This window comes from Flagellimonas oceanensis (assembly GCF_003992595.1).
Classification (GTDB): Bacteria; Bacteroidota; Bacteroidia; order Flavobacteriales; family Flavobacteriaceae; genus Flagellimonas; species Flagellimonas oceanensis.
The window spans coordinates 83,516-96,873 of sequence record NZ_RZNA01000008.1 but is presented as its reverse complement, the minus strand read 5'-3'; the positions used below and the strand labels follow the sequence as shown (position 1 = coordinate 96,873).

General features: G+C 41.3%; 14 protein-coding genes. 6 read left to right on the top strand and 8 right to left on the bottom strand.

What is annotated here, in order from left to right:
- A complete protein-coding gene (locus tag EO132_RS03690) occupies positions 1 to 1,512 on the bottom strand; it encodes a DEAD/DEAH box helicase (protein ID WP_127136658.1) in 1,512 nt (503 codons plus the stop codon).
- Positions 1,513 to 1,756: 244 nt separating this feature from the next.
- Here EO132_RS03690 and EO132_RS03685 point away from each other — a divergent pair, with 244 nt between their 5' ends.
- Positions 1,757 to 2,620 carry a sigma-70 family RNA polymerase sigma factor gene (locus EO132_RS03685; RefSeq protein ID WP_100818963.1) on the top strand — a complete coding sequence of 288 codons (864 nt, stop codon included), beginning with the start codon at positions 1,757 to 1,759 and terminating at the stop codon, positions 2,618 to 2,620.
- A 421-nt stretch (positions 2,621 to 3,041) separates the two neighbouring features.
- On the opposite strand, the gene EO132_RS03680 is transcribed toward EO132_RS03685, so the two are convergent.
- Positions 3,042 to 3,395, bottom strand: a complete 354-nt coding sequence (locus tag EO132_RS03680) for a hypothetical protein (protein ID WP_127136657.1) — start codon at positions 3,393 to 3,395, stop codon at positions 3,042 to 3,044.
- 12 nt (positions 3,396 to 3,407) lie between these two features.
- On the bottom strand, positions 3,408 to 4,187 hold the full coding sequence (locus EO132_RS03675) for a hypothetical protein (protein ID WP_127136656.1): 780 nt from the start codon (positions 4,185 to 4,187) through the stop codon (positions 3,408 to 3,410).
- A gap of 129 nt (positions 4,188 to 4,316) precedes the next feature.
- Here EO132_RS03675 and EO132_RS03670 point away from each other — a divergent pair, with 129 nt between their 5' ends.
- Positions 4,317 to 5,606 (top strand): dipeptidase, encoded by a 1,290-nt coding sequence (locus EO132_RS03670; protein ID WP_127136655.1) that lies wholly within the window; start codon positions 4,317 to 4,319, stop codon positions 5,604 to 5,606.
- Here EO132_RS03670 and EO132_RS03665 read toward each other — a convergent pair.
- Positions 5,603 to 6,022, bottom strand: coding sequence for an acyl-CoA thioesterase (locus EO132_RS03665; protein WP_127136654.1), 420 nt, complete (start codon positions 6,020 to 6,022; stop codon positions 5,603 to 5,605). The genes EO132_RS03670 and EO132_RS03665 overlap by 4 nt on opposite strands.
- Before the next feature lie 170 nt (positions 6,023 to 6,192).
- Positions 6,193 to 7,092: a DUF72 domain-containing protein gene (locus EO132_RS03660; protein WP_127136653.1), complete on the bottom strand. Its 900-nt coding sequence runs from the start codon at positions 7,090 to 7,092 to the stop codon at positions 6,193 to 6,195.
- Positions 7,093 to 7,217: 125 nt separating this feature from the next.
- On the opposite strand from EO132_RS03660, the gene EO132_RS03655 reads away from it, so the two are divergent.
- Positions 7,218 to 7,631 (top strand): glyoxalase, encoded by a 414-nt coding sequence (locus tag EO132_RS03655; protein ID WP_127136652.1) that lies wholly within the window; start codon positions 7,218 to 7,220, stop codon positions 7,629 to 7,631.
- Here EO132_RS03655 and EO132_RS03650 read toward each other — a convergent pair.
- Positions 7,617 to 8,300 (bottom strand): DUF2461 domain-containing protein, encoded by a 684-nt coding sequence (locus EO132_RS03650; RefSeq protein ID WP_127136651.1) that lies wholly within the window; start codon positions 8,298 to 8,300, stop codon positions 7,617 to 7,619. The two genes, EO132_RS03655 and EO132_RS03650, sit on opposite strands and share 15 nt — an antisense overlap.
- 92 nt (positions 8,301 to 8,392) lie before the next feature.
- Here EO132_RS03650 and epsC point away from each other — a divergent pair, with 92 nt between their 5' ends.
- The 3 genes from epsC to EO132_RS03635 all read left to right on the top strand — a co-directional run bounded on the left by epsC (position 8,393) and on the right by EO132_RS03635 (position 10,691).
- Complete coding sequence (gene epsC, locus EO132_RS03645) at positions 8,393 to 9,184, top strand: serine O-acetyltransferase EpsC (protein WP_127136650.1); 792 nt, start codon at positions 8,393 to 8,395, stop codon at positions 9,182 to 9,184.
- Positions 9,177 to 10,061: a cysteine synthase CysM gene (cysM, locus tag EO132_RS03640; RefSeq protein WP_127136649.1), complete on the top strand. Its 885-nt coding sequence runs from the start codon at positions 9,177 to 9,179 to the stop codon at positions 10,059 to 10,061. The genes epsC and cysM overlap by 8 nt, the downstream gene beginning before the upstream one ends.
- Positions 10,062 to 10,208: 147 nt before the next feature.
- Entirely contained in the window at positions 10,209 to 10,691 is a 483-nt protein-coding gene (locus tag EO132_RS03635; RefSeq protein WP_164732266.1) for a hypothetical protein, read from the top strand.
- Between the two features lies 1 nt (position 10,692).
- Here the strand turns inward: EO132_RS03635 and EO132_RS03630 are convergent, their stop codons facing one another.
- The gene (locus tag EO132_RS03630) at positions 10,693 to 12,162 is read right to left on the bottom strand and encodes a magnesium chelatase (protein ID WP_127136647.1); all 1,470 of its coding nucleotides are present in this window, start codon (positions 12,160 to 12,162) and stop codon (positions 10,693 to 10,695) included.
- An 8-nt stretch (positions 12,163 to 12,170) separates the two neighbouring features.
- The gene (locus EO132_RS03625) at positions 12,171 to 13,334 is read right to left on the bottom strand and encodes a vWA domain-containing protein (protein ID WP_127136646.1); all 1,164 of its coding nucleotides are present in this window, start codon (positions 13,332 to 13,334) and stop codon (positions 12,171 to 12,173) included.
- Positions 13,335 to 13,358: the final 24 nt, after the last annotated feature.

Sequence of the window (13,358 nt, the reverse complement as noted above, 5' to 3'; positions counted from 1 at the left end):
TTACATTTTAGCCGCGAACATTTTGGAGATACTGGAACGCAATTTTCGTTCATAATCCTCCTCCAACCACTCTTTGTAGTTTTTGGTGTTGTTCATTATGCAATAGGAATACTGCTTCACACGATACTGGATTTCATCCTTTAACTCCTTGGCCAAAATACGGGCATCGAATACGTCCTCACTATTTTCCACACAGATTTGAGCGTGCTGTTCTATACTTTTTTCAAGCACGAGTTTGGACTTTTTCCCTTGGGCAAATATTTTTTTGTATTCCTCCTTCACATCAAAAGTAATCTTGTCCGAATTGCTGAACTTGGCCTTAAGGTCCTCGGGCATCTCATAAACGAAGTCACGCTCGATTTCCTCGTCATTTTTAATGTTTTCCAGATAGAAATCAGGGAAATGGAAGATTTCCTGCCAATCCACGGGAGCATCCCACGGCCCAAAACGGGCAATGTTGTTCCCCATATCGATAACATTGAACTCATTCTTGTCCGGAAGTACCCTGGACCCCCTTCCAATCATTTGAAAATACAAAGTGAGCGATCGTGTAGCTCTGTTCAATATGATGCTTTCCACCGTAGGTTCGTCAAAACCAGTGGTCAAAATGCTTACCGAAGTCAAAATGGCATCTGGGGTCTCGGCGAACCACTCCAAAATCTCCTTTCTTTCGGTTGCCGTGTTTTTATTGTCCAAATGCCTAACGTTGTAGCCAGCCTTTTTAAAGGTCTCGTAAACGTAGAGGGAAGTGTTGATACCGTTGTTGAAAATGAGTGTTTTGGTGCCTTTGGCTATTTCTTCGTAGGCCGACAACAGTTTGCCCAACATGCTGTGGGCACTATAAAACTCGTCAGACGATTTTACAGTGTAGTCTCCGTTGATGCCCAATTTTAAGGTGCGTAGGCTAACGTCGTAATTGTATAGATTGGCCTTGGCCAAGAAATTTTTGTTGATCAACGATTGTATGGACTCACCAATGATCAGGTGTTTGTAATTATCCTTCATCGGGAGTTTGATGTTGGAACTCAACGGTGTTGCCGTTACCCCCAAAATGGTGGACTTTTCAAAATATTTGAAGAGTTTACGGAAGGAGTTGTAGTGCGCCTCATCAATAATCACCAAGCCAATATTGTTGATTTTGACCTTTTCCTCTTGCAGTCGATTGTTCAGGGTTTCCACCATGGCCACAAAACACATGTAGTCATCCTGGTCGTAAAGCTCTTTTACCTCACTGTTGATGACCTTGTTGGCCACTCCAAATCCTTTGAGCATCTTGGAGGTTTGCTTACTGAGCTCTATGCGATGCGTCAGTACCATGACTTTTTTGCCGGTACGCTCAATAAACCGCCGGGCAATCTCGGAAAACACCACGGTTTTACCCCCGCCCGTGGGCAGTTGATACAAAATATTGGTGCCCTCCTGAAGCTTGTCCAGCTGGGTGAAGATTTTGTTCAGGTCTTCTTCCTGGTAACCGTATAATGTTTTCTTCTTGATTGCTTTGTTTACCTCCAAAGGGAAAATGCGTTATGGATTCTTAAATAAAAAACCCTACAAAATTAGGGGTTTTTTGTGCTTGAGACCAATACTCGGAGGCTTTTCTATCAAAATTGTATCAACAATTAAAAAATGACCTCTTTTTTTCGCAAATCCCTTATTTGCTCATAACATTTTGATAACAATAACATTTTCGACTTGGAAAAATGAAGATTATAATGTATAATGATAGCTTGTAACACTAGTAAAACCAGATATAAGAATGAGGCAGCTAAAAATCATCAAACAGGTCACGAACCGAGAATCTAAATCCCTTGACAAATACTTGCAGGACATCAGTAAGATTGATTTGATCACCGCGCAGGAAGAAGTTGAGCTAGCACAGAAGATCAGGGCCGGTGACCAAGCTGCTTTGGAAAAATTGACCAATGCCAACCTCAGATTTGTGGTTTCCGTGGCAAAACAGTACCAAAACCAAGGGCTAAAATTGCCGGATTTGATCAATGAAGGTAACGTTGGTCTGGTAAAAGCTGCTAAACGATTTGACGAAACCCGTGGATTTAAATTTATTTCCTATGCGGTTTGGTGGATTCGACAGTCCATTCTGCAGGCCTTGGCAGAGCAGTCCCGTGTGGTTCGACTGCCGTTGAACAAAATCGGGTCCATCAATAAGATAAAAAAGACCTTCTCTTATTTGGAACAAGCGCATGAGCGCCCACCATCTCCGGAAGAGATTGCCAAAGAGCTGGATATGACGGTTTCCGAAGTAAAACAATCATTAAAGAATACTGGACGTCACGTGTCCATGGATGCTCCCTTGAAAGAAGGGGAAACCTCCAATTTATATGATGTGTTGAATGCCGGGGACTCTCCAAAACCCGATAAAGGGCTGATGCACCAGTCGTTAAATACCGAAATAAACCGAGCATTGGATACCTTGTCCCCGCGAGAAGCCGATGTGGTGCGACTGTATTATGGTATTGGTGACCAGCCTTCCATGACCTTGGAAGAAATTGGCAGCACCTTTGATTTGACAAGGGAACGTGTGCGCCAAATCCGGGAAAAGGCCATCAGAAAGTTGCGACACACTTCAAAAAGTAAGATTCTGAAGTCTTATTTAGGATAAACCTTCACGTAATCAGAAACAAATAAAAAAGGGGATGTTGATTTTCAACATCCCCTTTCTCATGATATTCACTTAAACAATTAAGACCTGCTCAATAGACTAATATCAAAATCAGTGAGCATGTCTTTCAAATCTTGAATAAAATTCAAGTAAGCGGTGTTTTCTTTGTTTTGGTTTTTCATGGTAACAAATTTTGGGGTGTTTGTTTACTATAAATAGTCGAGTTCGGCAAGTTCGTTTATGGTCAATATTTCGTTCAGTTCTTGTAAAAAAGCCAAGTATTCTTCGCCGTAGGTATCGTATAACATGGTAATCTTTGGTTTTGTTCGGGGTTTAGATTATAACGTTCTTTCGATATAAAGATTATATGGTCATTTCAAATTGTGGTGAAACACCTACTTTGGGTGGTGAAATGGCTTTCTTATTTCATGTTCAGAATATCCAGTTCCACTTCAAAATCCAGGTCTTTGTCTACTTTACTGGGTCTAATATTGAATTCATCATAGATGAAACATAGGTTCATTGGCAATCGTCGTCTTTCCGTTTCGGACATTACGCCTAATTTGGATTGAAGTTCTTTCTTGATTTCGAATGCTTTATTGCTGATGATAGGATTGTCATGCGACTCCAACTCCGTAAGAAAAGGAATTTCCTTTCTGTCCCCTACTTCCAACATTTCGTTCATCAACAGTAATCGGCATTCAAGGTCCTCAGTGTGCTGAAATAGCGGATAGAAAATACTTTGAAGATACTTGGGAAGTTTGTTGGTCGCCATGGTATATGTTTTTTACATTGTTCGGAACACTTCCATTTCAAAATCTATCTGCTCCTGAATACGGGGGTATTCTTGCAAAAATTGATCATAAAGGAAATTGAGGTGCCTCATGTCTTTGTCAGTTTTGCACAATCTTGAAACCTGTTGGGTCACTTCCAAAAGTCCGTTGGTCTTCATCATTCGAAGTGATGGTATGATTTTTTGACATGCCAATTCCAGAGCGGCAAAATCTTCGTTCATCAGGTTGACTTTGGCACTGCCAATGAATTCCCAGATATTTTGCTTGAACATGCGAACCAGTTCTTCCAATAGCTCCATCTGGCCCATGCAATCTTCCAAAACGGGTTGCAAATCGATGTTTTGGGAAGAAAACCCAGCCTGAAGGCTCTTTTCTATAAATTCAAAATCGGTGGACATACGGTCGGTATTTTTATGCTGATCTTGAGGTTGTTCCTGCGATTGTTGCGCTAGTTTTCTAAGCTCTTCCAACAGTTTCTTTTGGGTGTTGGATAATGTGGTGTCTTCCAGTGAGTTGAGCAACGTAAGAAGTTTGTAGGTGTCAACTTCATTAAATTGACGTCTCTCAGGACTTTGGATGCCCACTTTCTCGTAGATGCTTTCGAGCTGTCTCATTTCCGAAATTCCGAAGACTTTGTTCTCCAGCCCTATTTTAAAAATTTCAAAAGATTTTTTGAGCTCGCCAGCTTCCACAACACCCAATTCTTCGTAGGAAAAAGAACTCAATCCTATTTCCAACTTTTCCAGGTACGTTAACAATTCACGTGTTCCCAATTTTTTACAGTAATGGTTATTAATTCCTCTAAAAATGTTGATTTAGTTGAGGGATTACAATTTATTGTTCCGTAGTATTCGGATATTGTTGTCAAATTGCGTTATTTGTATGTGTAAAAAACCAACCCAATGAAATATTTCTATCTATTCCTTAGTATTACATTATTTATCTCCTGCGGAGAAAAGAAAGAAAAAGCAGAAAAAACGGAAACCTTGGAAGAAAAAGCCCAAAGGATTCATGATTCCGTGATTACGATTGATACGCATGATGATATCAATGTCCAGAACTTCACGGACAGCATCAACTACACTCAAAACTTGGACACTCAGGTCAACATCCCTAAAATGAAAGAAGGCGGACTGGATGTGGCATGGTTTATCGTGTACACTGGGCAAGGTGAATTGACGCCTGAGGGTTATGCCAAAGCTTCGGAGAATGCAATCTCCAAATTTGAGGCAATTCACAGACTTTGTGAGGAAATTGCCCCAGAAGAGATTGAACTTGCTTTGACATCTGATGATGTAAGACGTATCGTAGCATCCGGAAAAAAAGTGGCCATGATCGGTGTGGAAAATGCCTATCCTATTGGAGAAGACATTTCAAAAATTGAAGAATACCAAGAACGTGGTGCGCGTTACATCTCCTTGGCACACAATGGACATAGCCAGTTCAGTGACTCCAACACTGGTGAAAGGGACAGCGTTTGGCTTCACAATGGTCTAAGTGACCTAGGCAAAGAGGCCGTCGCCGAAATGAACCGAGTGGGTATCATGATTGATGTGTCCCACCCATCCAAAGAAGCCATGAAGCAGATGATCGAGCTTACCAAAGCGCCAATTATCGCTTCGCACTCTTCAGCCAAGGCGCTTTGTGGTCACAGCCGAAATATGGATGATGAGCAATTGATGATGATGAAAGAAAACGGAGGTGTTGTACAAACCGTAGCTCTGGGTTCTTATATAAGTACTGAAAAGAGTGAGGCGCGTTCCGCATACATGAGCGAAGTTTACAAAAAAGTAGCTGATTCCCTTGGAGTACAGTGGTACGAGCGTTCCCAGTTTTCAACGCTAACTGATGAACAGCGTGAAGAATTTTTTGACAACTATCGTAAAATCAGGGAAATTGGAGAAGGCGTGGCCGAAACAGACCCCAATGTACCACCAGCAGTGAATGTATCCGACTTTGTGGACCACATCGACTACATGGTGGATTTGATTGGAATTGATCACGTAGGTATCAGCTCCGATTTTGACGGAGGTGGTGGTATTGAAGGATGGTCAGATGCTTCTGAAACCTTCAACGTAACCTTGGAACTTGTAAAGCGAGGCTATACCGAAGAAGAAATAGCTAAATTATGGGGCGGTAACTTGCTAAGAGTTCTGGACGAAGTTCAGGCAATAGCCCAAACCTTGAACTAAGAAGCGGCCTTTTCCTCTTCTTTTTCCTTTTTGGCCAAGCGGTCCTTAACGTATTCTATTTTCGTTTTGCCGTGAGCCTTGGGATTACCGTTCTCATCTAGGTTGACCATAATAATATTGTCGACCGTAACAATACTTTCGTGGGTCATCTTATTCCTAACTTCACAGTTAAGCGAAATTGAGGTGACCCCGAATTTTATTACTTCAATACCAATTTCTATGATGTCTCCCTCGTGGGCAGTGCTCATAAAATTGATTTCAGACATATATTTGGTCACAATTTTCTTGTTCTCGAGCTGTATAATGCTGTAAAGAACGGCTTCTTCGTCTATCCAGGCCAAAACCTTACCTCCAAACAGTGTTCCATTGGCGTTCAAATCCTCCGGCTTTACCCATTTCCTTGTATGAAATCGCATAGTTGAAACTTTTATAATTAAAGTGCAAAGTTAACGGAATCCTTTGAAGATTTTATCGGTAAACCCCTTAATTGATGCGAATTACGAATTTGAGATAATTTCTACAACCCAAATATTGAGTGAATAATTTTAAATGCCCAAGATTTTAAACTTGATCAAATTGTGGTCTTTTAATCGAATAAACCCTTTTGAGAGGGCAAAGTGGTCTTGGGAATGTGTAAATCAAAGCCCAATTTGCTATTTAGTTGCTTTATGAAGTATGCGGATAACAAAGGAGACTCTAACTCAAGATTCTGATGCACAAAGAAGTGAATGTTTTCCAACCCCATATCCATCCAAGAAGACAAACGATCAATCCAATCATCCAAGCGAGGATAATCCGATTCGTGATTGGCGCCCACATAGCGAACAAAAGCTTCATTCTTGGTTAATCGCATGTGCATGAGGTCCCTCCTACCCGCGGTATCCACTAATATGTTGGCAATGTTGTTTTCTTCGAGTAAGTGATATAATTCTTGAGCTACTTTTTCATCGTTGAACCAGTCAGTGTGCCGGAATTCCATGGCCAGCGGAAACTCTTTGGGCCAGTATTCCACAAAGCGCACTACCCTATCCCAATTTTTGGGGCCAAAGTTGTTGTGCATCTGTAAAAATATGGTGCCCAGTTTATCTCCGAGTAATGGTGTCACTTCCAAGTAACGATCGGCAGCTTCCAGTGCCTTATCGTTCATTCGGCGCAAATGGCTTACCTCATTGGTCATTTTTGGAAAAAACTTAAAACCGTCAGGAGTTTTGTCACGCCATTTTTCATACTGTTCTCCAGGAAATATGCGATAGAAGGTGGCATTCAGCTCAATACTGTTGAATTGTGAGGAGTAGTATTCCAGTTCATCCTTTGTACCTCGAGGATAGAAATTCTTAAGGTCTTGTCGGTTCCATTTGGCGCAGCCGACATGAATTTTGGGCTTTGCACCTGTTTTGGTTTTGGACAACACCACCGAGGTATCAGGATGGTCGGGTGGCATGCTAAAATCTATATGTTCTGGGTGGTCTACTTTTCCGAATTTCATTTTGCAGCTTACTTTGGCTCTAAAATAGTGAATTCAAAAAGGTTGTTCATAACATCGTTGACAACTATTGCCATATTTAAAAGTGTGGGATTCATCATTCTGTAATTTTATTAAAAATCACAACCATGGATTCACAATCCGACCGTAGATTGGACATCCGTCCAAGCATTCCCGAGTCACATTTTAACAGCCAAATGGGGTTTGATGAGCATTTCCAGAACAAGACGCTTCGCCCCGTAATTAAACTCCAAAACTATTTATTGGTAGAGGCTTTCAAGAATTATGCAAACAAGCATAAGGGAGTTTTCTACGAACTTTCTTTGGAGAAAAAGTTCCAATACATTGAGCGAGCCATCCAAAAGGATATTAAATTCAGGAATTCCCTAAAGGGAATGATCATTGGCCAGTTTACCGTGGAGGAATACCGCGATTATATTACCAATTCCTCTGCTTTGAACAAAAGAATGATGAATATGGTGGTGGAGCGCCTAAAAGATCAAATTCAAATATTGGAAGAAGAAACCCTATTCCAAAACTGATTCCCCGTTCAAATTGGTGGTAAGGATATCGCTCATCAAGTCAAAATAAGGGCGTATAGCCTTGAATGACATATCCACTTCGTTTAAAAATGAAGCCGAAAGCACTTCTTTGTCAGAAAGTTGACGCATGAACACGAACTGTTTTTTTCGAATGAGGTCGATGTCTGGATGCTCTTTGTCAAAACCTATTGGAGCGGTTTTTAATTCTTCCCCTCTCAATTCTCCCCAAACGGCTTTCAATTCTTTTTGATTGATGACTTCGCGGAATTCATCGGCATCCATTTCCAGTTCTTTTCGTATGCGGAATAAATCTTCCTTGTTTGGAGCCCAGAATCCGGCACCTAAAAATGACTCCCCTGGTTTGATGTGAATGTAGTAACCACCCCTTAAGTGAGCACCTAATCTGGAAAAGAATCCAGCAAAATGGGTTTTGTACGGTGTTTTGTCTTTGGAAAAACGAACATCCCGATAAATACGAAACAACTTCATTTTCTCAATCTCATCATGATGGTTCAAATTGAGTTTGGCCGCTTCAAGAAATGCTTTGACCTCAGATTGACGCTTTTTGAATTCAGGTTTATGTGCTTCAAACCAATCCCGATTGTTATTGTTCTTCAATTCGTCCAAAAAATCAAAAACCTCTTTGGATATTGTAACATTGGATGTCATATATCGATAATATGTTATTTTTAAACTAAAGTTAGCCTTTTATACCTTCGCATGGTAAGGATTTGTCTAATTTTAAGACAATACAGAGCAGTATGGACAAGGATAAAATTATTGCCGAACTCAATAGGCACAAAAAACTGCCTTATCTGGATTATCGGTTAAAGCAGGAAACAGAGAACTTCACGGACACATTATTCTATACTTTATTCGATGCCAACACACCAGTTGCCGTCAACTTGGAACTGTTGGAGAAAAAATTCAATGTGTTGATGGATATGGCATGTTGGGACCTGGAAAAACCGAGCGAGGAACTCTGGGGAAATTATGTAGCCCATTTGCCGCAAATCCTTGAAAACTTGAATCTGGATGCTGAAGCGATACTGAATTGTGACCCGGCTTCTCTTTCCCTGCAAGAAATTTATATGGCCTACCCTGGATTTTATGCCATTGCCATTTATAGATTGGCTCACGAACTCTATGAGGAAGGTGTTCCATTGATTCCACGCATGATGACCGAATATGCGCACCGACAAACAGGTGTGGATATCAACCCTGGCGCAAAGATTGGAAAGTCCTTTTTTATCGATCATGCTACAGGTGTGGTTATCGGGGAAACTGCCATAATACATGATAATGTGAAAATTTATCAAGGGGTTACTCTGGGAGCGCTCTATGTAGCCAAGAATTTGGAGAAAACCAAGCGACATCCCACTATCGAAAACAATGTCACCATTTACGCCAATGCTACTATTTTGGGTGGAGAAACCGTAGTTGGAGCGAATTCCATCATCGGTGGTAATGCTTGGATAACAGAATCCGTACCGCCCAACTCAAAAGTTTATCATAAACCAGAAATCAAAATAAAGACAACCCCAAATGTCTAACAGCATACTAGACCTTATCGGAAACACCCCTTTGGTGGAATCCAAAGTATTGAACACCAATCCAAATGTAAAAATCCTTTTTAAGCTTGAAGGGAACAACCCTGGAGGAAGCGTGAAAGATAGGCCTGCCTATAATATGATCAAAAGTGGGCTGGAACGTGGAGATTTTACCAAGGAAACTAAATTAATAGAAGCCACAAGTGGAAATACAGGTATTGGCTTGGCCATGATTGCAGGTCTTTTTGGGCTGGATATTGAGCTTGTGATGCCTGAAAACTCTACCAAGGAGCGGGTACAGACCATGAAGGCCTATGGTGCAAAAGTTACTTTGACACCTGCTGATGTCGGGATTGAAGGTGCCAGGGATTATGCTGAAGCCAAAGTAAAAGAAGAAGGCTTTAAAATGCTGAACCAATTTTCGAATGATGATAATTGGAAGGCACATTACAAAACCACAGGCCCTGAAATTTGGAGGGATACCAATGGGAAAATCACTCATTTTGTATCCAGCATGGGGACTACGGGAACCATAATGGGGACTTCTACCTATTTGAAAGAGCAGAATCCCAATGTTCAAATCGTCGGGGTACAGCCTACCGATGATTCCAAAATACCAGGTATACGCAAGTGGCCGAAAGAATATCTTCCAAAAATCTTTAATCCGTCCAAAGTGGATACCGTAATGGAGGTCAGTGAGCAAGATGCCACGGAAATGGCGAAGCGATTGGCTAAGGAAGAAGGTATATTTTCAGGTATGAGCAGTGGCGGAGCTGCCACCGTTGCCCTACGTTTGGCCGAAACTTTGGAAAGTGGCACTATTGTGTCCATTGTTTGTGATCGAGGGGACCGCTATCTGTCTTCAGATCTTTTTGAGTAGACAAATCATTTACGTATCAGTTTTTTGGACTTTCATGTCGGATTTTTCGCATTATCCAACATTGTTTACGGGTCATCGATTTCTTTGAAATAGTCTTATAAAATGCCCGTTCTTTATGCTATCAAAGTCCCAAATTCTCAAAGTAATATGAATACCCTGTCAAAAATCATCACTTGGAAAAGAAATATTCTCGCTAGTGCAGCGGTTTTGTTAACCTTGATTGTATTAAGCTTTTATGGCGTTTACACCAATCAATTTTACTTTTTAAAAGCTGATAACTATATATTTCCCATACTCACATCTGTTCATTTTCTATACCTCTATGTGGTTTGGTTTAAAATTACCGAAGATGAGCTGCCAGACCCCAAAATGCGAAATATCGAGTACGTACTTTACGCTATTATGATTGTATATGCCTTTAAAATATATGATAGCATCGCCGTTTTGAATTCTATAAATCTATATGGACAACATGTAATTCCAGCTACTTTTAAACCAGTAGCTACCCTTTCGGTGGTACTTTACAGTATCTTGCCAATCCTAACACTTTATACCTTTTGGTTGAGAAAGCGCTACGTGGGCGTTTACAATTTTGAAAACTACAACGACAACCTGAATATTTGGCAATAGGCTACAACCCTCGGATGTAACTTCCGTAGAGATCTTTGAACTGATAGCCTTGCTCAAAGCGATGTTTGCTCAGTTTTTTATGGGCAACCAGTCCCCAAAGCACCAGTTCTTTTAGGAAATAAGCATCTTCTTTCGAAACCTCAGGCTGATATTCTTTCATGAGATTGTTGAGCGGGCCGATGGAATCCAGTTTGGATTTATAGTCCTCTTCTTTTTCGTCGTCCAAAAGGTCAAAACCCTCGCCATCAAAAAACCAACTGACCAATTCATCATATTCGTTTTCCTCTTCTTTACGCTGAAGCTTTTCAATTTTCGGGAAATAACTCGGAAATAATGATTTAGCGGCATCTTCTATCAAATTCTCCGCAACGGAACCTGCGCCCTCCTGCTCTCCTTCGTAAACCAACTCAATTTTCCCTGTGATGGATGGCACAACACCCATAAAATCACTCAAACGAACAGAAGTTTTTTCATCTCCGGCAACAATGGCCCTACGTTCAGCGGTACTCAATAGATTTTCGAAAGCTGTGATGCTCATACGGGCACTTACACCACTTTTGGCATCTACGTATTCACTATTTCGGGCTTCAAAACTGATTTGTTCCAATAAATCCATCGCGATTTCCGGTACATACACAAAATCAGACTGACGCTTATCCAGCTGTGCTTCTTGTTTTGTAATCTTCTTCGCAATCTCGATGCTTTCCGGATAATGGGTCAAAATTTGTGAACCGATTCTATCCTTCAATGGGGTTACAATACTTCCTCTGTTTGTATAATCCTCAGGGTTTGCAGTAAATACAAATTGAATGTCCAGATGCAAACGCAGTTTAAACCCTCGAATCTGGATGTCGCCTTCTTGAAGAATATTAAATAAGGCCACTTGAATTCTTGCTTGAAGGTCTGGGAGCTCATTGATCACAAAAATACAACGGTTGGCCCTGGGTATCATTCCAAAATGAATCACACGGTCATCCGCGTAGGATAACTTAAGATTGGCTGCTTTAATCGGATCTACATCTCCAATTAAATCTGCTACGGTAACATCTGGTGTGGCCAATTTTTCATAGAAACGTTCACTTCTGTGCACCCAACTAATTGGAGTGTCATCTCCTTTTTCTTTGATGAGTTCCGTGGCATATCTCGAAATAGGGTCCAATGGGTCATCGTGGATTTCGGAACCCTCCACTATCGGCATCCATTCGTCCAAAAGTTGCACCATCAAGCGGGCTAAACGCGTTTTTGCTTGCCCCCTCAATCCCAATAAATTAATGTTGTGTCTGGATAGAATCGCTCTTTCCAATTCTGGAATTACCGAGTTCTCGTACCCCCAGACACCTTCGAACACCTGTTCTCCTTTGGAGATTTTCTCCAAGAGATTTTCCCTGAGCTCGTCTTTAATGCTTTTGGTTGTATAGCCAGCTGATTTCAATTCACCTAGCGTTGATATTTTGGTGTGGTCCAATTTCATATGTTGTGTTATCCTTTTATTCTTCTTTTTCTATTTTGTTCGTAGTCTTCAAATATCATTTCGCCCAAACCTTTAAGGCCTGTATAAAAGGCTTTTCCTTTGTTCGCTTTGGTAAATTCACGCACAAACTGCATCAGATAGGGGTCTTCTGCAATCATAAAGGTGGTAATGGGAATATGAAGTTTTCTGGCCTGCTGAGCCATTGCGTAGCATTTTTCAACGATGTACTCGTCCAGACCCACGCTATTCTTGTAATAGTCACCGTTCGGAAGGCGTAAACACGATGGTTTTCCATCCGTGATCATAAAAATCTGTTTATTGGTGTTTCGCTTTCTACGAAGCATATCCATTGCAAGCTGCAATCCCGCAACCGTATTGGTGTGATAGGGTCCGACTCTTAAATAGGGTAAATCCTTTATGGGAATGGGCCAAGCATCGTTTCCAAAGACCAAAATGTCCAAGGTATCCTTTGGATAACGCGTGGTAATCAGTTCAGCGAGTGCCATTGCTACTTTTTTGGCCGGTGTAATTCTGTCCTCACCATATAAAATCATGCTATGGCTGATATCAATCATCAACACGGTGCTCATCTGAGCTTTGTGCATGGTATCTTCCACTACCAAATCCTCTTCACTCAAAGAAAAGTTATCCAATCCGTGGTTTACCTGGGCATTTTTAAGACTTTCCGTCATACTGATATGTTCCAATGAATCCCCAAAACGGTATTCACGGAATTCTCCTGTATGCTCATCACCTTTACCCGATTTACCGGTTTTGTGATTACCCGAACCGCTTCGTTTGATTTTCCCGAAGATTTGGTCCAAAGCTCTTTGGCGGAGCATGCGTTCCAACTTCGCGGTAACGGACAGGCTTCCACCTCCGCCGGTCTCATCACCCTCTTTACCTTCACCACCCTGTGGACCATTCATGTCAAATTCCTCACGGATATATCCTTTGGCCTTGAGGTCTTCTATAAAATCATCAATGGTGTAATCGTCGTCGGTAAGCTCGTATTCCTTGTCCAATTCACGGAGCCAATCCAGCGCTTCCTCCACGTCACCCGAAGTATGGGTAACAAGTTCCTGAAAAATCTCAAAGAGTTTTTCGAACGGAGTTTGGTCTGGTGCCTCGTAATTGGTAAAACGAAACCCTTTTCTTGTGTTCATAGCCATTACATAAATTTACGGTATTTCGCT

Coding starts and splice junctions, on each gene's coding strand:
- EO132_RS03665 (WP_127136654.1), bottom strand. CDS start 6,022: ATGCGATTTCATACAAGGAAATGGGTAAAGCCGGAGGATTTGAACGCC.
- EO132_RS03635 (WP_164732266.1), top strand. CDS start 10,209: ATGAATACCCTGTCAAAAATCATCACTTGGAAAAGAAATATTCTCGCT.
- cysM (WP_127136649.1), top strand. CDS start 9,177: ATGTCTAACAGCATACTAGACCTTATCGGAAACACCCCTTTGGTGGAA.
- EO132_RS03685 (WP_100818963.1), top strand. CDS start 1,757: ATGAGGCAGCTAAAAATCATCAAACAGGTCACGAACCGAGAATCTAAA.
- EO132_RS03670 (WP_127136655.1), top strand. CDS start 4,317: ATGAAATATTTCTATCTATTCCTTAGTATTACATTATTTATCTCCTGC.
- epsC (WP_127136650.1), top strand. CDS start 8,393: ATGGACAAGGATAAAATTATTGCCGAACTCAATAGGCACAAAAAACTG.
- EO132_RS03630 (WP_127136647.1), bottom strand. CDS start 12,162: ATGAAATTGGACCACACCAAAATATCAACGCTAGGTGAATTGAAATCA.
- EO132_RS03625 (WP_127136646.1), bottom strand. CDS start 13,334: ATGGCTATGAACACAAGAAAAGGGTTTCGTTTTACCAATTACGAGGCA.
- EO132_RS03680 (WP_127136657.1), bottom strand. CDS start 3,395: ATGGCGACCAACAAACTTCCCAAGTATCTTCAAAGTATTTTCTATCCG.
- EO132_RS03650 (WP_127136651.1), bottom strand. CDS start 8,300: ATGACATCCAATGTTACAATATCCAAAGAGGTTTTTGATTTTTTGGAC.
- EO132_RS03655 (WP_127136652.1), top strand. CDS start 7,218: ATGGATTCACAATCCGACCGTAGATTGGACATCCGTCCAAGCATTCCC.
- EO132_RS03660 (WP_127136653.1), bottom strand. CDS start 7,092: ATGAAATTCGGAAAAGTAGACCACCCAGAACATATAGATTTTAGCATG.